General features: G+C 65.5%; 18 protein-coding genes. 12 read left to right on the top strand and 6 right to left on the bottom strand.

From position 1 onward, the window contains the following. The first annotated feature begins 1 nt into the window (after position 1). The 5 genes from KW832_RS04590 (at position 2) to kynA (ending at position 4,927) form a co-directional block, all read left to right on the top strand. Positions 2-1,453 (top strand): HAMP domain-containing sensor histidine kinase, encoded by a 1,452-nt coding sequence (locus KW832_RS04590; RefSeq protein WP_218298534.1) that lies wholly within the window; start codon positions 2-4, stop codon positions 1,451-1,453. A gap of 32 nt (positions 1,454-1,485) precedes the next feature. Continuing rightward, on the top strand, positions 1,486-1,845 hold the full coding sequence (locus KW832_RS04585; RefSeq protein WP_255577488.1) for a YkgJ family cysteine cluster protein: 360 nt from the start codon (positions 1,486-1,488) through the stop codon (positions 1,843-1,845). Positions 1,846-1,968: 123 nt separating this feature from the next. Continuing rightward, complete coding sequence (gene kynB, locus KW832_RS04580; protein WP_218298535.1) at positions 1,969-2,622, top strand: arylformamidase; 654 nt, start codon at positions 1,969-1,971, stop codon at positions 2,620-2,622. A gap of 88 nt (positions 2,623-2,710) precedes the next feature. After that, entirely contained in the window at positions 2,711-4,021 is a 1,311-nt protein-coding gene (gene kynU / locus KW832_RS04575) for a kynureninase (RefSeq protein ID WP_218298536.1), read from the top strand. A gap of 18 nt (positions 4,022-4,039) precedes the next feature. Beyond that, on the top strand, positions 4,040-4,927 hold the full coding sequence (gene kynA / locus KW832_RS04570; protein ID WP_218298537.1) for a tryptophan 2,3-dioxygenase: 888 nt from the start codon (positions 4,040-4,042) through the stop codon (positions 4,925-4,927). Positions 4,928-4,945: 18 nt separating this feature from the next. On the opposite strand, the gene KW832_RS04565 is transcribed toward kynA, so the two are convergent. Then, positions 4,946-6,364, bottom strand: coding sequence for a PLP-dependent aminotransferase family protein (locus KW832_RS04565; protein ID WP_218298538.1), 1,419 nt, complete (start codon positions 6,362-6,364; stop codon positions 4,946-4,948). A 193-nt stretch (positions 6,365-6,557) separates the two neighbouring features. Here KW832_RS04565 and dctP point away from each other — a divergent pair, with 193 nt between their 5' ends. The 4 genes from dctP (at position 6,558) to KW832_RS04545 (ending at position 10,850) form a co-directional block, all read left to right on the top strand. Further along, positions 6,558-7,604, top strand: a complete 1,047-nt coding sequence (gene dctP / locus KW832_RS04560) for a TRAP transporter substrate-binding protein DctP (RefSeq protein WP_142144121.1) — start codon at positions 6,558-6,560, stop codon at positions 7,602-7,604. 84 nt (positions 7,605-7,688) lie between these two features. Continuing rightward, positions 7,689-8,219, top strand: a complete 531-nt coding sequence (locus KW832_RS04555; protein ID WP_218298539.1) for a TRAP transporter small permease subunit — start codon at positions 7,689-7,691, stop codon at positions 8,217-8,219. Next, the gene (locus KW832_RS04550; RefSeq protein WP_055394417.1) at positions 8,216-9,532 is read left to right on the top strand and encodes a TRAP transporter large permease subunit; all 1,317 of its coding nucleotides are present in this window, start codon (positions 8,216-8,218) and stop codon (positions 9,530-9,532) included. The genes KW832_RS04555 and KW832_RS04550 overlap by 4 nt, the downstream gene beginning before the upstream one ends. A 34-nt stretch (positions 9,533-9,566) precedes the next feature. Then, a complete protein-coding gene (locus KW832_RS04545) occupies positions 9,567-10,850 on the top strand; it encodes a hydroxymethylglutaryl-CoA reductase, degradative (protein ID WP_218298540.1) in 1,284 nt (427 codons plus the stop codon). Positions 10,851-11,035: 185 nt separating this feature from the next. On the opposite strand, the gene KW832_RS04540 is transcribed toward KW832_RS04545, so the two are convergent. Then, positions 11,036-11,398: an MliC family protein gene (locus KW832_RS04540; RefSeq protein WP_218298541.1), complete on the bottom strand. Its 363-nt coding sequence runs from the start codon at positions 11,396-11,398 to the stop codon at positions 11,036-11,038. 761 nt (positions 11,399-12,159) lie between these two features. On the opposite strand from KW832_RS04540, the gene KW832_RS04535 reads away from it, so the two are divergent. After that, a complete protein-coding gene (locus KW832_RS04535; RefSeq protein ID WP_218299072.1) occupies positions 12,160-13,338 on the top strand; it encodes a nitrate/nitrite transporter in 1,179 nt (392 codons plus the stop codon). Here KW832_RS04535 and KW832_RS04530 read toward each other — a convergent pair. After that, positions 13,310-13,738: a hypothetical protein gene (locus tag KW832_RS04530; RefSeq protein ID WP_218299073.1), complete on the bottom strand. Its 429-nt coding sequence runs from the start codon at positions 13,736-13,738 to the stop codon at positions 13,310-13,312. The two genes, KW832_RS04535 and KW832_RS04530, sit on opposite strands and share 29 nt — an antisense overlap. Before the next feature lie 179 nt (positions 13,739-13,917). On the opposite strand from KW832_RS04530, the gene KW832_RS04525 reads away from it, so the two are divergent. Together KW832_RS04525 and KW832_RS04520 are read left to right on the top strand one after the other, a co-directional pair. Next, positions 13,918-14,775 carry an ornithine carbamoyltransferase gene (locus KW832_RS04525; RefSeq protein ID WP_218298542.1) on the top strand — a complete coding sequence of 286 codons (858 nt, stop codon included), beginning with the start codon at positions 13,918-13,920 and terminating at the stop codon, positions 14,773-14,775. Beyond that, a complete protein-coding gene (locus tag KW832_RS04520; RefSeq protein ID WP_218298543.1) occupies positions 14,762-15,127 on the top strand; it encodes a MerR family DNA-binding protein in 366 nt (121 codons plus the stop codon). The genes KW832_RS04525 and KW832_RS04520 overlap by 14 nt, the downstream gene beginning before the upstream one ends. A gap of 191 nt (positions 15,128-15,318) precedes the next feature. On the opposite strand, the gene KW832_RS04515 is transcribed toward KW832_RS04520, so the two are convergent. From KW832_RS04515 to KW832_RS04505, 3 genes are read right to left on the bottom strand one after another with little or no spacing between them, the layout of a single operon-like run. Next, on the bottom strand, positions 15,319-16,950 hold the full coding sequence (locus tag KW832_RS04515) for a SpoVR family protein (protein ID WP_218298544.1): 1,632 nt from the start codon (positions 16,948-16,950) through the stop codon (positions 15,319-15,321). After that, entirely contained in the window at positions 16,947-18,215 is a 1,269-nt protein-coding gene (locus KW832_RS04510; RefSeq protein ID WP_218298545.1) for a YeaH/YhbH family protein, read from the bottom strand. The genes KW832_RS04515 and KW832_RS04510 overlap by 4 nt, the downstream gene beginning before the upstream one ends. A gap of 60 nt (positions 18,216-18,275) precedes the next feature. Further along, positions 18,276-20,198 carry a PrkA family serine protein kinase gene (locus tag KW832_RS04505; RefSeq protein ID WP_218298546.1) on the bottom strand — a complete coding sequence of 641 codons (1,923 nt, stop codon included), beginning with the start codon at positions 20,196-20,198 and terminating at the stop codon, positions 18,276-18,278. Positions 20,199-20,203 lie beyond the last annotated feature (5 nt).

The following is a 20,203-nucleotide window of genomic DNA, read 5'->3' as shown; positions in this document are numbered from 1 at the left end:
CATGAGCACCCCCGCCTTCCCCCCGAGCACCGGCAGCCGTACGCCCCGCCAGTTGCGCGCGACATGGCGTCGGCTGGCCGAGCCCACGCTGGTGCGACGCAGCGTGTTGTCCGTCACCGTGGCGTTTGTGCTGGTGTGGGCTGTGCTGCTGGGCTACAACTACTTCAACTACAAGCAGGCCATCACCAACGACCCGGGGCTGCTGAAGTACGGCGACGCGCTGCTCGAGTCGCTCACCCCGATCACGGACCCGGCGCAGGCCGCTGCGGCCGTAGCGGCCACCAACCACTGGACCAACATCCGCCGTCGCCAGATTGGCCTGCTGCCGGGCGCATCGATGCATGAGCTGCGCAACAGCGCCACAGGGCAGGTGGTCTATTCCCCCGCAGGTCTTCAAGAGCTGGACATCCCACTGCCTGCTCTGCAAGAAGGCTCTGCCCTTTCCGAATCCGTCGTGCAGGGCAAGCCCTATCGGATCTACGTCGGCCACAACGCCCGCTGGACACTGCGCATTGTCGATAACAAGCGGACGGATGTGGATTACTTGGCCTACAACGGCCGCTACCTGGTGCCCTATCTCCTGTTGGCCGCCCCCTTCGTGCTGCTGCCCGTGTGGCTGTCAGTGCGCAACGGCCTGCGCCCGCTGCAGCAGTTGGCAAACCTCATCGCCCGCAGGGACAAGGACGATCTGCAGCCCGTTGGCTTCCGCGCCCGCCACCGCGAGCTCAAGCCACTGGAACAGTCGCTCGACCACTTTCTGGCCCAGTTGCGCCAGAAGGTGGAGCGCGAGCGCGCCTTTGTGCAGGACGCTGCGCACGAGATCCGCACGCCGCTGGCCGTTATCACTGCCCAGGCCCACGTGATGGCCCGCTCGCCCATCGAAGAGGAACGCATGCAGGCCCAGGCGCACCTGGAGCAGGCCATCGCCCGCACCTCGCACCTGGCACAGCAACTGCTCGACCTGGCCGCGCTGGACGACGCACAGCGCCCCGCACCGCGTGACCTGGACGTGGCGCAATGGCTGCGTGGCGCGCTGGCGCAGGCCGCGCCGCAGGCGATGGAGCGGCAGATCGAGCTGTCGCTGGACGCGCCCGACACCTTGCCCGCCCGGCTAGACCAGCCTGCGCTCGAATCCATCGCCCACAACCTCATCGACAACGCGGTGCGCTACACGCCCAACGGCGGCAACGTGGCGGTGGCGCTGTGGCGCGAGGGCACGGCGCTGCACCTGTCGGTGCAGGACGACGGGCCGGGCATCGCGGCCACCGAGCAAACGCATGTGTTCGAGCGCTTCTACCGGGGCTTGGGCCATGCCGCCAACGGCTCGGGCCTGGGCCTGGCCATCGTGCGGCAGGCGGTGCTGCGCATGGGCGGGCAGGTGCAGATCGGCGCGGGCCTGAACGGCCGGGGCGTGGGTTTTTTCGTTAGCATTCCGCTCCCGCACAGCGCCTGACGGCCCCGCCGTAGGCCCACCGCCCGCCCCGCATGTCCGACGACGCGACCACGATGACCACCGCCGATTCCACCCACCCGTGCCTGAGCTGCGGCGCCTGCTGCGCCAGCTTTCGTGTGGACTTTGCCGTGTACGAGATGCAGGCAATGGGCGGCACGGTGCCCGACGGTCTGGCCCTGGATGTGAACGGCAGCACCTGCCGCATGCGGGGCACGGAGCAAGTGCCCATCCGCTGCGCCGCGCTGACCGGCCAGGTGGGCCAGCAGGTGGCCTGCAGCATCTACGAACTGCGCCCGGCGCCCTGCCGCGAGTTCTCGGCGGGCGACTACGCCTGCCACAAGGCACGCTCGCGGCACGGGCTGGCGCCGCTGGCGGAAGGCGCCATCTTGTGAGGTGACACGCTCCAGCAGCCGGGCTACTGCAGCATCAAAATAGTTTAGGCCTCAACAAAAAATCGACGGGGTGTTGGAAATAACCGACACCACGGGTTTTTCGGGACATGCAAACTTTGTCCCATGTCAACGCCCTCCACCCCCTCCGCCCGCCGGCTCTGGGACATCTCGCCGCCCGTGCACGCGGGCAGCCCCGTGTTCCCCGGCGACACGGCCTACAGCCAGCAGTGGTGCGCCACCATTGGCCCCGGCTGCCCGGTCAACGTGAGCGCGATCACGATGTCGCCCCATGTGGGCGCCCACGCCGACGCACCGCTGCATTACGACGCACAGGGCGCCACCATTGGCGACGTGTCGCTCGACGCCTTTCTGGGCCCCTGCCGCGTGATCCACGCCATTGGCTGCGGGCCGCTCATCACCTGGGAGCACATTGCCCACGCGGTGAACGGCACCCTGCCGCAGCGCGTGCTGGTGCGCACCTACGAACACATGCCCGTGGACCGCTGGGACGGCCAGCTGGCTGCCTACGCCCCCGACACCATCGAACGCCTGGCCGACCTGGGCGTGCTGCTGGTGGGCATCGACACCGCCAGCATTGACCCGGCCGACAGCAAGACGCTGGACAGCCACCAGGTCATCCGCCGCCGGGGCCTGCGCGTGCTCGAAAACCTGGTGCTCGACGCCGTGCCCGAGGGCGACTACGAACTCATCGCCCTGCCGCTCAAGCTGACCACCGCCGACGCATCGCCCGTGCGGGCCGTGCTGCGCGCGCTGTAGCCCAGAAATTTCAGGCATTTTTGGCCGTCACCGCGCGCCCATCATGCCCTAGCAGCTATCAAAACAGAAGCAAACCACCTTGAACACCATGACCACCACCTTGCAAGACTGCCGCGCGCTCGACGCGCAAGACCCCCTCGCGCCGCTGCGCGGCCGCTTCGCCCTGCCCCCCGGCGTGATCTACCTGGACGGCAACTCGCTGGGCGTAGCCCCCAAGGCCGCCGCCGCGCGCGTGGCCGATGTGGTTACCCGCGAATGGGGCACAGACCTCATCAAATCGTGGAACACCGCAAGCTGGTTCGACCTGCCCCAGCGCCTGGGCAACCAGCTGGCCCCGCTGATCGGCGCGGGCAAGGATGAAGTGGTGTGCACCGACAGCACCTCCATCAACCTTTACAAGGTGCTGAGCGCGGCACTCAACATCGCCCGCGAAGACAGCCCCGCGCGCAAGCGCATCGTGAGCGAGCGCAGCAACTTCCCCACCGACCTCTACATTGCCGAAGGCCTGTGCAAGGAGCGCGGCCTGGAGCTGGTGCTGGTAGAGCCCGAAGAGATCACCGCAGCACTGACCAGCGACGTGGCCGTGCTGATGCTCACGCACGTGAACTACCGCACCGGCGCCATGCACGACATGGCCGCCATCACCGCCGCCGCGCACGCCCAGGGCATTTTGTGCGTGTGGGACCTGGCGCACAGCGCGGGCGCGGTGCCGGTCGATCTGAACGGTGCAGGTGCGGATTTCTCGATTGGCTGCGGCTACAAATATTTGAACGGCGGCCCGGGCGCCCCGGCCTTCGTGTGGGTGCACCCGCGCCATGCCGACCGCTTCTGGCAGCCGCTGTCTGGCTGGTGGGGCCATGCCGCACCCTTTGCCTTCACACCCGACTACCAGCCCGCGCCCGGCATCACGCGCTACCTGTGTGGCACGCAGCCCATCATCAGTTTGTCGGCCCTGCAATGCGGGCTGGATGTGTTCACCGCTGCGCAAAGCCTGGGCGGCATGGCCGCGCTGCGCGCCAAGTCGCTGGCGCTCACTGACCTGTTCATCCAGCTGGTGGAAGAGCGCTGCGCAGGCCACGGCCTGGGCCTGGCCACGCCGCGCGAGCATGCCCAGCGCGGCTCGCAGGTGTGCCTGACGCGCGACGAAGGCGCGGGCGTGAACGGCCAGGGCAGCGGCGCCTACGCCATCGTGCAGGCGCTGATTGCGCGCGGCGTGATCGGTGACTTCCGCAAAGGCGACGGCGGCACGGGCCGCCACAAGGACATCCTGCGGTTTGGCTTCACGCCGCTGTACCTGGGCTTTGAGGATGTGTGGAATGCCGTGGAGCACTTGCGCCAGGTGCTGGAGAGTGGCGAGTGGAAGAAGGCCGAGTTCAACCAGACGCACGCCGTCACCTGATCAGAAAGGCAAACCACCATGTGCCCTTTCTCGCAAACCCCTGCCGATGGCAACAACGCGGCGTCTGCCGCCCTGCCCGAATCCATCGTGCACGAGGAACGCGCCCAGCTCGACTTCAGCAAGTCCATGAGCTACGGCGACTACCTGCAGCTCGACGCCATCCTCACCGCACAAAAGCCGCTGTCGCCCGCACACGACGAGATGTTGTTCATCGTGCAGCACCAGACGAGCGAGCTGTGGATGAAGCTCATGCTGCACGAGCTGCGCGCGGCCATCGGCCACATTGCGCGCGACGAGCTGCCGCCCGCGTTCAAGATGCTGGCGCGCGTGAGCAAGATCATGGAGCAGCTGGTGCACGCCTGGGACGTGCTGGCCACCATGACACCGCCCGAGTACAGCGCCATGCGGCCGTACCTGGGCCAGTCCAGCGGCTTCCAGAGCTACCAGTACCGCTGCATCGAGTTCTCGATGGGCAACAAGAACCGGGCCATGCTCAAGCCCCACGAGCACCGCGCTGACCTGCTCGCCCAGGTGCAGGCCGCGTACGAGGCGCCATCGCTGTACGACGAGGCCCTGCGCCTGCTGGCGCGGCGTGGCCTGGCCGTGCCCACCAGCCACACCGAGCGCGACTGGACGCAGCCCTATGTGGAAAACGATGCGGTGGAGCAGGCCTGGCTGACTGTGTACCGCAATCCCGAGAAGCACTGGGACCTGTACCAGCTGGGCGAGGAGCTGACCGACCTGGAAGACGCCTTCCGCCTCTGGCGCTTCCGCCACGTGACCACGGTGGAGCGCGTGATCGGCTTCAAGCGCGGCACGGGCGGCACGGGCGGCGTGAGCTACCTGCGCAAGATGCTGGACGTGGTGCTGTTCCCCGAGATCTGGAAGCTGCGCACGGACTTGTGAACCGGGTTCGGCGCGCCTTCAAGACGCCGCCTTGAGCGCGCACTGCAGAAAGCGCAAAAACCGCGGGTCGTTGGCATAGGCCACGTTCACCCGCATGGCCTGCAAAGGCTGCTGCTGGCCCTGCCGCTGCGGAAAGAACACGGCGCCCGGCGCCAGAAAAATGCCCCGCTCTGCCGCACTGCGGGCCAGGCCCAGTTCGGTGATGCCATGCGGCAACTCCACCCACAGGTAATAGCCGCCCGGCGGGCTGGGGTGCACGGTGAGGCCCAGGCGTGCCAATGCTTTTTGCGCAGGGCCCAACGCACTGTCCAGCCGGGCCTTGAGACGGCTCAGATGGCGCCGGTACTGGCCCGCAGAGATCAGCTGGTGCACCACGCGCTCTACAAAATCGGACGTGGACACCACCGTCACCATCTTCAGGTCACACAGCGCATTGATGCGGTGCGCCGCCCCGGCGATGTAGCCCACGCGCAGACCGGCCGACAGCGTTTTGGAAAAGCTGCTCACGTAGATCACGCGCTCCAGCTGGTCCAGCGCTGCCAGGCGCGGGGCGTTGGGCGGCTGCAGGTCGGCAAACGGGTCGTCCTCCACCACCAGAAACCCGTGGGCCGCAGCCATCTGCAACAGGCGGTGGGCCTTGGGCAGGCTGATCGACCCACCTGTGGGGTTGTGCGCCAGCGACTGCGTGAAGAACACTTTGGGCCGGTGCTTTTCCAGCAGCGCCTGCAGCGCATCCAAGTCGGGGCCATCGGCCAGCCGGGGCACGCCCAGCATCTCCACCTTGGCGAGCTTGAGCTTGCCAAACAGCGGGTAGTAGCCGGGTGAATCCACCAGCACCTCATCGCCCGCGTCCAGCAGGTGCCGCACGATGAGGTCCAGCGCGTGGTTGGCGCCCTGGGTCAGCAGCACCTGGCGCGGGCTGACGGGGATGGTGCGCTCGCCCAGCATGCGCGCAATGGTCTCGCGCAGTGGCAGGTAGCCCCAGGGAGTGCCGTAGCCATGCTCGATGTCCGTCAACCCTTGCGAGCGCGCGCGGCGCAGCGAGCTGCCCAGCTCGGACCCCTCCATCCACGACGCGGGCGGGCGGCCATCGCCCACACGCACCTCGTAGTGCTGCTCCAGTTGCTCACGCAGCAGCGACACCACGTCCACCGCTTCGGTCACATGCGGCGCAGGGGCCTGGGCATGTACGCTGCTGCTGGGCTTGCGCACGTAATAGCCCGAGCCGGGCCGCGCTTCCACATAGCCGCGCGCGGCCAGGCGGTTGTAGGCCTCCACCACCGTGTTGCGTCCCACACCGTCCTTGGCGGCTGCATCGCGGATGGACCGCAGGCGGGTGCCGGGTAGCACGCTGCCTTGTTCGATGGACTGCGCAATGCGGCGCGCCAGTGCTTCAACCTTGCTGTCGGGCGATGCGTCTTCTTCGGGGTGAGGCATGGGGTCTGTCTCCTTATCTGTATCCATGTATTGATGGGTACAGTTTTCTAATCTGTGCCCAAACTGTATCCAACCACCGGCTGCATTGTCCATATACTTTTCGAACTCGCCCGCAGCCCACACTGCGCATTGGGCCGAGGCAGCAAACCCACGGCGATGGGTGCACACATTCCAAACCAACCGGAGACAAGACATGGCAGACAAAGCCGTCCAACGACGCAACATCCTCAAATCCACCCTGGCTGCAGCCGCTGCCGTGGGCGCAGCGGCGCCCCTGGCCAGCCATGCGCAGGCCACCGTCACCTGGCGCATGCAGGCGCTGTGGGACGGCGGCACCACGCCGCAAAAGTTTGAAGAGCGTTTTGTGGCCCGCGTGGCAGAGCTGACCGGTGGACGCTTCAAGATCAACCTGTTTGCCGCAGGCCAGATCGTGCCCGCTGCACAGGCATTTGATGCCGTGCGCGGCGGCGCGTTTGAGCTGATGAAAACCTTCGACGGCTACGAGGCCGGCAAGATCCCCGCGTTCGCCTTCACCAGCACCATTCCGTTCGGCTTTGCCGAGAGCGACGAATACGAAGCCTGGTTCTACGAGCGTGGCGGGCTTGACCTGGTGCGCCAGGCGTATGCGCCCGCAGGCCTGCACTACATCGCCCCCACCGTGTACGGCCAGGAGCCGCTGCACTCCAAGGTGCCAATCCGCAAGATCGCCGACCTCACGGGCAAGAAGGGTCGCTTTGTGGGCCTGGCCTCGGCCGTGATGGGCGCCATGGGCGTGTCGGTGACGCCACTGCCCACGGGCGAGGTGTATTCGGCGCTGGACAAGGGCGTGATCGACATGGCCGATCGGGGCGACCTGACGGCCAACTTTGAAGCCGGCCTAGCAGAGGTGGCCAAGTTTGTAGTGGTGCCGGGCTTTCACCAGCCCACCACCGCCACCAGCTACGTGGCCAACCGCGCCGCGCACGACAAGCTGCCCGCCGAGTTCAAGGCCGCGCTGGCCGTGGCCGCGCGCGAGATTTCGGCGGCGCTGCGCCAGCACATCCTGGTGAGCGACGCTGCGGTGCTGGCCAAGTACCAGGCCAAGGGCTGCGAGATCATCCGATTCAGCGCAGCCGACATCGCCGCTGCACGGCCCAAGGCCATGGCCGCGTGGCGCACCGCCACCAAGGGCGACGCCCTCGCCACCAAGATCCTGGACAGCCAGGTGGCCTTCATGAAAGAACTGGGCCTGCTGGCCTGATCGCACGCGGCGGACCTTGCACTGGCGCCCTTTGTGCGCGCCAGTGCGCATGGGCTCGCCCCCACTGTTCTGAGGAGTCACCCCATGCCGTCATGGCTCTCTGTCTCCACGTCTGCCATCACCACACTCAACCGCTGGATCTTCCAGGCCACGGTGTGGTTGATGGCCATCGTGGTCCCCGTCATGCTTTATGAAGTCATTGCACGCTATGTGTTCAATGCGCCCACGGTGTGGGGCATGGAGCTGGCCGTGCTGCTGTTCGGCCCGTACTTTCTGCTGGGCGGGCCGTACATGCTGCACCTCAAGGGCCATGTGGCGCTCGACGTGGCGCGCCAGCGCCTGAGCCCCGCATGGCAGCGGCGGCTGGACCTGGTGAACTTTCCCATCATCGTGCTGTTCTGCGCCATCCTGCTGTACTTCAGCGCACCCGCAGCCTACAGCGCCTTCACCTACCGCGAGACCAGCTTTTCAGCCTGGAACCCACCTATCTGGCCGGTGAAGGCCGCCGTGCCGCTGGCCCTGGCGCTGATGCTGCTGCAGGCCGTGGTGGAGTTCTTTCGCACGCTGTTTGGCGAAGCAACCGTTGACGCGTCCCCCGCGGAGGCCCACCCATGACCTCCAACATGATTCTGGTGCTGATGTTCGGCAGCCTCACGCTGTTCATGCTCACCGGTCTGCCCATTGCCTTTGTGCTGGGCGGTTTGTCGCTGCTGTTCACCGTGACGCTGTGGGAGCCCAACGCGGTCATCGTGCTGGTGCTGCAGATCTTCGACACGATGAAGTCCGAGGCACTGCTCGCGATCCCGCTGTTCATCCTGATGGCCTGCATCCTGCAGCGCTCGGGTGTCATCGAAGACCTGTACCGCGCGATGGAGCTGTGGTTTGGGCGCTTGAAAGGCGGGTTGGCCATCGGCACCGTCATCATCTGCGTGGTGATGGCGGCCATGACCGGCGTGGTGGGTGCCGCCGTGACGGCCATGGGCATCCTGGCCCTACCAGAGATGCTGCGGCGCGGCTACAAGCCCGAGCTGGCGCTGGGCACGATCTGCGCGTCGGGCACGCTGGGTATCCTGATCCCGCCATCGGTGCTGACCATCGTGTACGCCGTCACGGCCCAGATATCCATCGGCCAGATGCTGATTGCAGGCATCGTGCCGGGCCTCATCCTGGCCGCGCTGTACATCGCCTACATCATCGTGGTGGGCTGGGTGAAGCCCGAGTGGGTGCCCCTGGACCCCAGCACCCGCAAGGCACCGCTGCGCGAAAAGCTGGTGGCACTGAAGGCCCTGGTGATACCCGCCATGCTGATCGTGATGATCCTGGGCTCGATCTTCTTCGGCATCGCGACACCGACCGAGTCTGCGGCGGTAGGCGTGGCCGGAGCGCTGCTGCCCAGCCTTATCAAGCGCCGGTGGGAGCGCGGCATGCTGCGCGGCGCAGCGACCGATGCACTGAAAGCCACGGCGATGATCCTGTGGATCACTCTCGGAGCCAAGGCCTACGTGGCCATCTTCACCGGCCTGGGCGGGGCGGACACTTTGCTGCAGTTCATCCAGGGGCTGGACGTGAACCGCTGGCTCATCCTGGCGGCCATGATGCTGTTGCTGGTGTTCCTGGGCACGGTGCTGGACGAGCTGGGAATCATCCTGCTCACGGTGCCTGTCTTCCTGCCCATCGTGCGGTTGCTGGGCTTTGACGAGCTGTGGTTTGGCGTGCTGTACGCCATCACCATCCAGATGGGCTACATCAGCCCGCCGTTCGGCTACACGCTGTTCTACATCAAGGGGACGCTGCCCAGCCACATTGGCATGAACGCCGTGTACTGGGGCATCTTGCCGTTCTTCGGGCTGCAGTTCGTCGGCCTGCTCATCTGCGCGGCCTTCCCCGATCTGGTCACCTACCTGCCCCGGCTGATGGCGTCGCGCTGAGCCGCTTGTTCACCCATTTATCCCAAACACGTCCATGACTTCCACCGCACACCCCAGCAGCCGCATCGGCGGTTTTCACAAGCTCGCCATTCCCGCACGCATCGACGCCGTGGCCCAGTTTGCGGGCCTTGGCGACGACGACAAGGCCCACCTGCTGAACACCGGCAACCTGCCTGCCGAACTGGCCGACCACCTCATCGAGAACGTCATCGGCACGATGAACATCCCCGTGGGCATTGCCACCAACATGAAGATCGACGGCCGAGACCGGCTGATCCCCATGGCCACTGAAGAATCGTCGGTGGTGGCCGCGGTGTGCAACGCGGCACGCCAGTGTTATGACCACGGTGGCTTCATCACGTCCATGTCGGGCACCGAGATGATTGCGCAGATCCAGCTTACACAGGTGTCTGACCCGCAGCACGCACGCATCCGCATCCTGGAGCACAAGGAAGACATCCGCACGCTGTGCGATGCCTGCGACCCCATCCTCGTCAAGCTGGGCGGCGGCTTCCGCGACCTGGAGGTGCGGGTGATCGACACACGCGGCGGCACCATGGTGATCACCCACCTCATCGTGGACACGCGCGACGCCATGGGCGCCAATGCCGTCAACACCATGGCCGAAAAGATTGCGCCGCAGATTGCGGCATGGACGGGCGGGCAGACCAACCTGCGCATCCTGTCGAACCTGGCCGACCGGCGCCTGGCGCGTGCGCGCTGCGTGTGGCGCACGGCCGACATCGGCGGCGAGGCGGTGCGCGACGGCATGCTGGCGGCCTACCACTTTGCGGCAGCCGACCCCTACCGCGCCGCCACGCACAACAAGGGCATCATGAACGGCGTGAGCGCCGTGGTGCTGGCCACCGGCAACGACACGCGCGCGGTAGAAGCCGGTGCCCACGCCTACGCCGCACGCGGCGGCCGCTACACCAGCCTGACAACGTGGGAGGTGACCAACGACGGCGACCTGGCAGGCTCCATCGAAATGCCCATGGCCGTGGGCCTGGTGGGCGGCGCCACCAAGCTGCACCCCACGGCCAAGACCGCGCTCAAGATTCTGGGCGTCGCATCTGCCAGAGAGCTGGCCCAGATCATCGCAGCCGTGGGCCTGGCGCAAAACTTTTCGGCCATGAAGGCCCTGGCCACCACCGGCATCCAGAAGGGGCACATGGCCCTGCACGCGCAGAACATCGCGATGATGGCGGGCGCCGCGGGCGACGAGATCGACCGCGTTGCGCAGGTGCTGGTGGCGCAGGGCACGGTGCGCATCGACGTTGCGGAGGCCGAGTTGCAGCGGCTGCGCAGTGGTGCATGAATTCGTTCACAGCGGCAGCGTGAGAGTGCCGACCCGCATCACCCCACCACCTGGAAAAGCGATCTAGAAATTACCCACAAAAAAAGCCACCAGCGCCTTGTTCATAGGCGCTGGCAGCTGTTGTTTTTGAAGAATGCCGCAACCCGAAACCACCGGGCGCGGGGGTGGCCTGCTCTGCAGCCCGCCTATTGCACGCCCGCCACCATCATGGGGCGGTTGCTACGGCACCAGATCGGTGCCAGATGGCCAATCTGGATGGTCAGCTCATTGCCCTTGCCGAGCACGGTGGTGGGGCCATTGCTGAAGGCGTAGCCGGTTTCCGAGGCCTGTTTGGGTAGTTCCACCGTCCAGCCGCTGCGCCGCAACACGCTGCGGCCTTGCTCGGGGTAGAACTGCATCTCCACCTTTTCGCCATTGCCGCAGGCGAACTGCATGCTGCCGCGGTCCGTTGGCTCGCTAAAGGCCTGCATCACGGGCGGCTGGCTGGCGCATCCCGACATCAACAGCGTTGCCAGCGCACCTGAACACAGCGAAACCATCTTCTTCATCAGTCACTCCTGAGTAGCGATGTGCATTGCGGCACACACTCCAACCTGCAAACTGCTTGTGGCCACCGACCACCGGGGTCACTGGGGGCTTCCAAGCACAAACCTTGCCACCACTCCGCTGCAGGCGAGAAGCCGAAACCGAGGAACGGTTTCAGCCGCCATCCACACCCAGCGCACGGCATGCCCATGAGAGTGCCGCACGGTCCACGCCCCGTCGATTGGGGTGATCCCCACATCGAGAGCCTTCTCTAAAGTCTGACTTCGCTCCGTGGCGCCCTGATGACGGGCCAGACTGCCCCGTCCAACACGGCATTACAGGCACGCATGGTTGCAATGCACGGACCTGACACCCGATTGCGCGCAGCTTGGCCCCAAAACGCCACGTCACCTTGGCGACTGGAGCGCCTGCGGCGACGGCTCGGGACATACCCTTAGTACCTCCGCAAATCGGGATGCAACAGCGGCCCTTGCCCAACGGTGAACTGCTGGCCCGACCCCAGGTTTGTGCACGTCATGACCCTTATCCCTCCCCCAACGCCCCTACTGCCTGCCCCACGCGCCCGTCGGTCGCTCCCATCTGGTGCAGATTGGCGGACCCGGCAACCCCTGCGATTCACGCGAGACAGCGGTCACCGCCCTGTCCATGTACGCTCGGAACGGGGCAGCCTGTTGCCACCCCTTTTTGGAGACCCACCACCGTGCAGGTGCCCCCGCCCCCCACACCCACTACCCCACTGCTCCCCCTCCGCGCCGCCTGGGCCATGCTGCTGGCACTGGTGACGGGTTTTGCGCTGAGCCAGGCGTTTCGCACCATCACGGCCATCATGGCCACGGGCCTGCGGGCAGAGTTCGGCCTGTCGGCGCAGGCGCTGGGCGTGTTTGCCGGAGCGTTCGCATTCGCCTTCGGCACCATGCAGCTCTTCATGGGCATCGGCATCGACCTCTATGGCGTGCGGCGCACGCTGCTGGTGGCGTTTCCGCTGGCGATTGCGGGCTCGGTGCTGTCGGCGCTGGCGCCTGGCTATGGCGCGGTGCTGCTGGGGCAGGTGCTGATCGGCGTCGGCTGCGCGCCCGCGTTTTTGGTGTGCACGGTGTTCATTGCGCGCTACTTTCCGGCCAGCCGGTTTGCGATGGTCTCGGGCGTGGCCATGGGTGTGGGTGGGCTGGGCATGTTGTTCACGGGCACGCCGCTGGCGTGGCTGGTGCAGCTGTCGTCCTGGCGCATGGGTTTTGCGGTGCTGGCGGGTTTTGCGGCACTGGCCTGGCTGCTGATCTTCTGGAAAGTGCACGAGCCCGTGCAGCCCACGCACAACGCGCCCCCGCACGAATCGGTGCTGCAGGCGGTGCGCGGGTTTGGCGCGCTGTTCTTGCTGCCGCACACCGCCGGAATCATGCTGCTAGCGCTGACGACGTATGCCTCCTTCCTCACGCTGCGCGGGCTGTGGCTGGGGCCGCTGCTCATTGAGCGGCATGGCTATTCGCTGGTGGCCAGCGGCAACGTGGCCATGTTGTCGTCGCTGGTGTCGCTGTTCACACCGGCATTGTTCGGGCGGCTCGACCCGGGGCCTGGCCAACGCCGCCGCTGGATCACGGGCTTCACGGTGCTGCTGGCAACCCTCTTCGGTGCCATCGGCCTGCTCCACGCCGAGTGGCTGGACGTGGCGGGCTCCATCGCGGTGGGCCTGTTGTCGGGCTACATGGTGCTGCAGTATTCAGACGTGCGTTCGGCCTACGCACCCGCCGTCACCGGGCGCGCCATGGCGGTGTTCACGATGGCGCTGTTTCTGGGCGTGGCACTGATGCAGTGGGTGACCGGCGTGGCAGCCTCCATCGCCGCCGCACAGGGCGCAGACCCGTATGTGGCTGTGATGCTGACCATTGCCGCCATGCTGGCGACAGGCGCCCTGGCGTTCAGGTGCCTGCCGGTGCCAGCACACTGACCCGTGCTGGGGACGTGCCCGCCACGCGCCACCACTGCAGCACACCAAACAGCAGCTCAAACAGCGTGAAGCCCAGCACGATCACATTGGCGCCGTGGGCCACGGCATAGATCTGCCAGGCCGCAAACAGAAACCGCGCCACGCCATCCAGCCGCCCCAGCAGCAGTGACGGAGCCACCATGCGCGCGAGCGACCACACCACCACCACCGACCCCAGCAGGTTGGCAAGCAGCATGTGGGTGGAATCCAGCGGGTGCAAGGTGCCAGGCAGACCCAGCGTGGCGGCCAGCGTGCCCAGTTGGGCGTACAGCCAGGCAAAGGTCCAGGGCAACGCGAAGGGCCAGGTGATCAGCAGGTCGTACCAACCGCTGGCACGCACGATGCACAGGTAGCGGGGCATAGACCAAGAGAAAGCGGCAGCGGGTTTGGCGGCAGCCGCAGGATGGGTGCGGACGGCAGGAATGGTGGACATGGCAGCGCGGCAATAGAAGTGAAAGAAGCCCGCAGCTTCAGGCCTGAAGTACGCTTCAGGGTCAAGCAGAATCTTCTGCCCCGCCCTTTTGATGGAAAGAATGCCCCATGAACCTCATCCAGCTGACCGACCTGCGCCCCGAAGATATCCGGCACATCTGGGCACTGGTCAACGCGCCCGGGCCCACGCTGCAGGGCACCGTGGCATGGTCGTTTGAAGGCAACGGCATCCGCACCCGCACAACGTTCATCGAGGCCTTTCGGCAGCTCGGGCTGGCGTTCACCGAGCTGCCCAATCTGCTCAAGACCAGCGAACGGGCCTGCGACCTGGCGGGCTACCTCGACCCGTTTTACACGGTGTATGTGGTGCGTGAAACCAACCATGCACGGTTGTCGGAGTTTGCCGCCGCGTCGCTGCGGCCGGTGATCAACGCCATGTCGGCCCAGGGCCACCCATGCGAGGTGCTGACCGATGCGTACTTCGTCGATACACAGATCAAACCTCTGGCGCAGGCGCGCGTGTGCCTATGGGGGCCCAGCACCAATGTGTTTCGTTCATGGCACGGGTTGGCCCAGGTACTGGGGTTTGAACTGGTGCAGGTGTGCCACCGGCGCTTTCACGAGGTACTGCCACAGGTGGTCTTTGCCGAGCCTTCCGCCATGCAAGGCCCGGTGGATGTGGTGATCACCGACAGCTGGCCCGCGGGCGCCGAGGCCGACGCCGAGACCCAAACCGACATGACACCGCTGACCGAAGAACACCTGGCCGCCTTGGGCAACCCCGCCCTGCTGCCCACACCGCCCTTCACACTGGGCCGGGAGCTGACGGTGGACCCGGTGGAGTACCCCGGTTTTGTGGGCTACGCACAAAAACAACTGTTGCTGCAGGTGCAGACCGCCATCCTCCGGTGGGCACTGGGCGCAGCCAGCGACGCCCCCACCGGAGGCGACCGTGCTGATCGGTGAACTCGCCACCGCCTCGGGCCTGAGCCGCGAGGCCCTGCGGTTTTACGAGCAGCAGGGGCTGATCCGCGCGCACCGGCTTGCCAATGGCTACCGCGACTACCCGGCCGAAACGGCGATGCTGGTGCAGTACATCCGCACCGCGCAGCAGCTGGGCTTTACGCTGGCAGAGATTGGCGACCGGCTGCCCGCCATCTGGGACGCCGCCGACCCAGGCCCAGCGCTGGCCCAGGTGCTGGCAGTGAAGCTGCAGGAGATCGACGCACGCATTGCCGCGCTGCAGGCCCTGCGCCAGACTCTGGCCGAGCGGGTGGCCACAGACTGCCCACTGCGTGGGGCCGCTGCCGCCGCCTGAATGGCGCAATGGTCCCTCATCGTCGGCAGCCTCCAAAATATCAAGCAAAAACAGGCCTTAGCGCTTATCCAACGAGCGTATCAAGCTATATATTTAATAGCAATCATCCTGCAAAAAATGGGCGCTGGCCCATGGCGCGTACAGCAGGTCTGCAGGCGCGCATCGCGCTGCCCCCGCTCAGCCCCTGTTGTTCACGCGGCCGATGAGGCCACCGAGTGCAGCAGCACGGGGTGGTTGCCATCGGCATCCACACTCTCGATCTGCACCCCAAAACCCCACAGGCGCGCCACATGCCGCAGCACCTCCTGCGTGTCGTCGGCCAGCGGGCGGCCCTGGAACTGGGTGTGGCGCAGGGTCAGGCTGCGGTCGCCGCGCAGGTTCACGTTCCAGACCTGGATGTTGGGCTCGCGCGTGCCCAGGTCGTACTGCTGCGACAGCATCTGGCGCAGGCGGCGGTAGCCGTTCTCATCGTGGATCTCGCTGACCACCAGCTCGCGCTCGTTGGCATCGTCGTGCAGCGCAAACAGACGCATCTCGCGCATCAGATGCGGGCTGAGGTACTGGCCGATGAAACTCTCGTCCTTGAAGTTGCGCATGGCGTGGTCCAGCGCGGGCAGCCAGGGTGTGCCTGCGATGTCGGGGAACCAGTGCCGATCCTCCTCCGTGGGGTTCTGGCAGATGCGCTGGATGTCGCGGTACATGGCAAACCCCAGCGCATAGGGGTTGATGCCGCTGTAGGCGCGGTGGCCCACGGGCGGCTGGTAGATGACATTGGTGTGCGAGCCCAGCCATTCCATCATCACGCCGTCGCTCAGGTAGCCCTCGTCGTACAGCGTATTGAGCAGCGTGTAGTGCCAGAAGGTGGCCCAGCCTTCGTTCATCACCTGGGTCTGGCGCTGCGGGTAGAAATACTGCGCGATCTTGCGCACGATGCGCACGATCTCGCGCTGCCAGGGTTCCAGCAGGGGCGCGTTTTTTTCGATGAAGTACAGGATGTTCTCTTGCGGCTCCTGCGGAAAGCGGTTGTGCTCCTGCGTGGCATCCTCCTTGCCGGGACGCACGGGCAGCGTGCGCCACAGCTCGTTCACCTGCTGCTGGGCATAGGCCTCGCGCTGCGCGCGCTCCAGCCGTTCGCGCGCCAGGTTCTTCTTGGAGGGGCGGCGGTAGCGGTCCACTCCAAAGTTGGCCAGCGCGTGGCACGAATCCATGAGCCGCTCCACTTCGGCCATGCCGTAGCGCTCTTCGCACTGGGCCACGTAGTCCTTGGCATACACCAGGTAGTCGATGATGCTGGACGCGTCGGTCCACATGCGAAACAGGTAGTTGCCCTTGAAGAAGCTGTTGTGCCCGTAGGCCGCATGCGCAATCACCAGCGCCTGCATGGCGGTGGTGTTCTCCTCCATCAGGTAGCTGATGCAGGGGTTGGAGTTGATGACGATCTCATACGCCAGCCCCATGTGCCCGCGCCGGTAGCGCCGCTCGGTGGCCAGAAACTCCTTGCCGTAGCTCCAGTGCCGGTAGTTCACCGGCATGCCGACGCTGGAGTAGGCATCCATCATCTGCTCGGCGGTGATGATCTCCAGCTGGTTGGGGTAGGTGTCGAGGCCAAAGCGCTCTGCCGTGGCGGCAATGGCGGCGTGGTAGCGCTCGATCAGCTCAAACGTCCAGTCGCTCGGGTCGGGCAACGGCTCGGCAGGCCGCGCGCCCGCAGGCAGGGGCTGGCCGGGCACGGCGCGGTGGCGGCGCTCACCCACGGCGGCGGCCTTCCAGGGGTTGTCGCTGACGCGGCGCTCCAGCACCGGATACTGCACAACGTTGTTCATGCGGCCACCCCCTCTTTCTTGAAGAGGTCGCGGAACACCGGGTAGATGTCGCCGGGTGCGGCGACCTTGCGCATTGCAAAGTGGGAGAACAGCGGCATCAACTGGCTGTACTCGTCCCACAGGTTCTGCTCCTCTTCTGCCACCTGCACATAGGCAAAGTAGCGCACCAGCGGCAGGATCTTGTCCACCAGCAGGTTGCGGCAGATGCCACTGTCGTTGGTGAAGTTGTCGCCATCACTGGCCTGGGCCACGTAGATGTTCCAGTCGCCCTGCGGATAGCGCGCACGGATGATCTGGTCCAGCAGCGCCAGCGCGCTGCTGACCACGGTGCCGCCGCTCTCGGTGGAGTGAAAGAACTGCTCTTCGCTCACCTCGGCCGCCTGGGTGTGGTGGCGGATGAACACGATGTCGATGGTCTCGTAGTGCCGCGTGAGAAACAGGTACAGCAGGATGAAAAACCGCTTGGCCAGGTCCTTGCGCGTCTCGTCCATGGAGCCCGACACGTCCATCACGCAGAACATCACCGCCTGGCTGCTGGGCACTGGCACCGGCGTACGCGCACGAAAGCGCAGGTCGATGGGATCGAGGTAGGGAATCTTGTCGATGCGCGCCGTCAGCGCATCGATGCGGCGCTGCAGCTCGGCCACCGCTTCGCTCGTGCCGTCGTCCTGCGCCAGCAGGGCGTCCAGCTCGGCCTGCAGCGCCAGCAGCTCGCGGTGGGTCGACTTGCCCAGCGCAATGCGCCGCCCCAGCGCCCCGCGCATGGTGCGCAGCACAGCCAGGTTGTTGGGGATTCCATCCTGGCTGTAGCCCGCGCGGCGCGACTTCCACTGCGGGTTCTCGCCGATGTGGGTGCGCAGCAGGTGCGGCAGCGCCAGGTCTTCAAAAAAGAGCTGCATGAACTCTTCCTTGGTCAGCGTGAAGGTGAAGTCGTCCTCGCCCTCCTCACTGTCGCTGGCCTGCGAGCCGCGCCCGCCCGCTCCACCCTGGGGCCGTTCGATGCGGTCGCCGCGCACATGCTCTGCGTTACCGGGGTGCACCGTGTCTCGGATGCCGCCCTGGCCATGGTGGAACACGGGCTCGCTGATGTCCTTGCGCGGTATGGTGATGCTCTCGGCCTGCTCCATGTCGCGGATGCCGCGCTGTGAGACAGCACGGCGCACCGCGTCCGCGATCTGTTCCTTGTAACGGCGAACAAATCGCTCGCGGTTGCCCACCGACTTGTTCTTGCCAGCGAGCCTGCGATCGATGATTTGCAATGCCATCCGTTGCCCCCATGCATGAACCAGCGCCCGCAGGGCTGCGCTGGCAATCCAGTCCCTTGATCAGCTGCTCTTGCGCACACGCAAGTACCACTCACACAACAGCCGCACCTGCTTGGGCGTGTAGCCCTTGTTCACCATGCGGGTGACAAAGTCCTCGTGCTTGCGCGCCTCTTCGGCGCTGGCCTTGGCGTTGAAGCTGATCACGGGCAGCAGCTCTTCGGTGTTGGAGAACATCTTCTTCTCGATCACCAGGCGCAGCTTCTCGTAGCTGGTCCAGCTGGGGTTCTGGCCCTGGTTGTTGGCGCGCGCGCGCAGCACAAAATTGACGATCTCGTTGCGAAAGTCCTTCGGGTTGGCAATGCCTGCGGGCTTCTCGATCTTTTCCAGCTCGGCGTTGAGTGCGCCCCGGTCGAACACCTCGCCGGTGTCGGTGTCGCGGTACTCGTTGTCCTGGATCCAGTAGTCTGCGTAGGTCACGTAGCGGTCAAAGATGTTCTGGCCGTACTCGCTGTAGCTCTCCAGGTAGGCGGTCTGGATCTCCTTGCCAATGAACTCGGCATAGCGGGGGGACAGGAACTCCTTGATGTAGCTGGTGTACTTGGTCTCCAGCTCTGTAGGGAACTGCTCGCGCTCGATCTGCTGCTCCAGCACATACATCAGGTGCACCGGGTTGGCGGCCACCTCGGCACTGTCAAAGTTGAACACCTTCGACAAAATCTTGAACGCAAAGCGGGTCGATATACCCGTCATGCCCTCGTCCACGCCTGCGTAGTCGCGGTACTCCTGGTAGCTCTTGGCGCGCGGGTCGGTGTCTTTCAGGCTCTCGCCGTCGTACACCTGCATCTTGCTGAAGATGCTGGAGTTCTCGGGCTCCTTCAGCCGCGTGAGGATGGCGAACTGCGCCATCATCTTGAGCGTGCCCGGCGCGCACACGGCGTTGCCCAGCGACGACTCGCGGATGAGTTTTTCGTAGATGCGGGTCTCTTCGCTCACGCGCAGGCAGTACGGCACCTTGACGATGTAGATGCGGTCCAGAAACGCCTCGTTGTTCTTGTTGTTGCGAAATGCCTTCCACTCGCTCTCGTTGCTGTGCGCCAGCACCACGCCGTCAAACGGAATGGCGCCAAAGCCCTCCGTGCCCTTGTAGTTGCCCTCCTGCGTGGCCGTGAGCAGCGGGTGCAACACCTTGATGGGTGCCTTGAACATTTCCACGAATTCGAGCAGGCCCTGGTTGGCCAGGCAGAGGCCTCCACTGTAACTGTAGGCGTCGGTGTCATCCTGCGCAAAGGTTTCTAGCTTGCGGATGTCCACCTTGCCCACCAGGCTGGAGATGTCCTGGTTGTTCTCATCGCCCGGCTCGGTCTTGGCAATGCCCACCTGCTTCAAGATGCTGGGGTAGCGCTTGACCACGCGGAACTGGCGGATGTCGCCGCCAAACTCGTCGAGCCGCTTGACCGCCCACGGCGAGAGCACACGCTGCAGGTAGCGGCGGGGGATGCCGAACTGTTCCTCCAACACGGGGCCGTCCTCCAGCGCATCAAACAGGCCCAGCGGCGATTCGTTCACCGGCGAGCCCTTGAGCGCATAGAAAGGCACCTTCTGCATCAGGTGCTTGAGCCGCTCCGCGATCGAACTCTTGCCGCCACCCACAGGGCCCAGCAGATAAAGAATCTGCTTGCGCTCTTCCAGCCCTTGCGCGGCATGGCGAAAGAAACTCACCACCTGCTCGATGGCGTCCTCCATGCCGTAGAACTCGGCAAAGGCCGGGTAGCGCTTGATGACCTTGTTGGCAAAAAGCCGTGACATGCGCGGGTCATTGCGCGTGTCCACCATCTCGGGCTCGCCAATGGCGGCCAGCATGCGCTGGGCGGCCGTGGCGTAGGCCATGGGATCGCGCTTGCACTCGGCGAGGTACTCGTCAATCGACATTTCCTCTTCGCGGCTACGGGCATAACGCGCGGCGAAACTGCTGATGGCATCCATACGAC

Origin of the sequence: Acidovorax sp. sif0632 (genome assembly GCF_019218805.1) — a bacterium.
Taxonomy (GTDB): Bacteria; Pseudomonadota; Gammaproteobacteria; order Burkholderiales; family Burkholderiaceae_C; genus Acidovorax; species Acidovorax facilis.
The sequence above is the reverse complement of the archived record's forward strand: the minus strand, read 5'-3'. Positions and strand labels throughout refer to the sequence as shown.

Coding starts and splice junctions, on each gene's coding strand:
- KW832_RS04590 (WP_218298534.1), top strand. CDS start 2: ATGAGCACCCCCGCCTTCCCCCCGAGCACCGGCAGCCGTACGCCCCGC.
- KW832_RS04585 (WP_255577488.1), top strand. CDS start 1,486: ATGTCCGACGACGCGACCACGATGACCACCGCCGATTCCACCCACCCG.
- kynB (WP_218298535.1), top strand. CDS start 1,969: ATGTCAACGCCCTCCACCCCCTCCGCCCGCCGGCTCTGGGACATCTCG.
- kynU (WP_218298536.1), top strand. CDS start 2,711: ATGACCACCACCTTGCAAGACTGCCGCGCGCTCGACGCGCAAGACCCC.
- kynA (WP_218298537.1), top strand. CDS start 4,040: ATGTGCCCTTTCTCGCAAACCCCTGCCGATGGCAACAACGCGGCGTCT.
- KW832_RS04565 (WP_218298538.1), bottom strand. CDS start 6,364: ATGCCTCACCCCGAAGAAGACGCATCGCCCGACAGCAAGGTTGAAGCA.
- dctP (WP_142144121.1), top strand. CDS start 6,558: ATGGCAGACAAAGCCGTCCAACGACGCAACATCCTCAAATCCACCCTG.
- KW832_RS04555 (WP_218298539.1), top strand. CDS start 7,689: ATGCCGTCATGGCTCTCTGTCTCCACGTCTGCCATCACCACACTCAAC.
- KW832_RS04550 (WP_055394417.1), top strand. CDS start 8,216: ATGACCTCCAACATGATTCTGGTGCTGATGTTCGGCAGCCTCACGCTG.
- KW832_RS04545 (WP_218298540.1), top strand. CDS start 9,567: ATGACTTCCACCGCACACCCCAGCAGCCGCATCGGCGGTTTTCACAAG.
- KW832_RS04540 (WP_218298541.1), bottom strand. CDS start 11,398: ATGAAGAAGATGGTTTCGCTGTGTTCAGGTGCGCTGGCAACGCTGTTG.
- KW832_RS04535 (WP_218299072.1), top strand. CDS start 12,160: ATGCTGCTGGCACTGGTGACGGGTTTTGCGCTGAGCCAGGCGTTTCGC.
- KW832_RS04530 (WP_218299073.1), bottom strand. CDS start 13,738: ATGCCCCGCTACCTGTGCATCGTGCGTGCCAGCGGTTGGTACGACCTG.
- KW832_RS04525 (WP_218298542.1), top strand. CDS start 13,918: ATGAACCTCATCCAGCTGACCGACCTGCGCCCCGAAGATATCCGGCAC.
- KW832_RS04515 (WP_218298544.1), bottom strand. CDS start 16,950: ATGAACAACGTTGTGCAGTATCCGGTGCTGGAGCGCCGCGTCAGCGAC.
- KW832_RS04510 (WP_218298545.1), bottom strand. CDS start 18,215: ATGGCATTGCAAATCATCGATCGCAGGCTCGCTGGCAAGAACAAGTCG.
- KW832_RS04505 (WP_218298546.1), bottom strand. CDS start 20,198: ATGGATGCCATCAGCAGTTTCGCCGCGCGTTATGCCCGTAGCCGCGAA.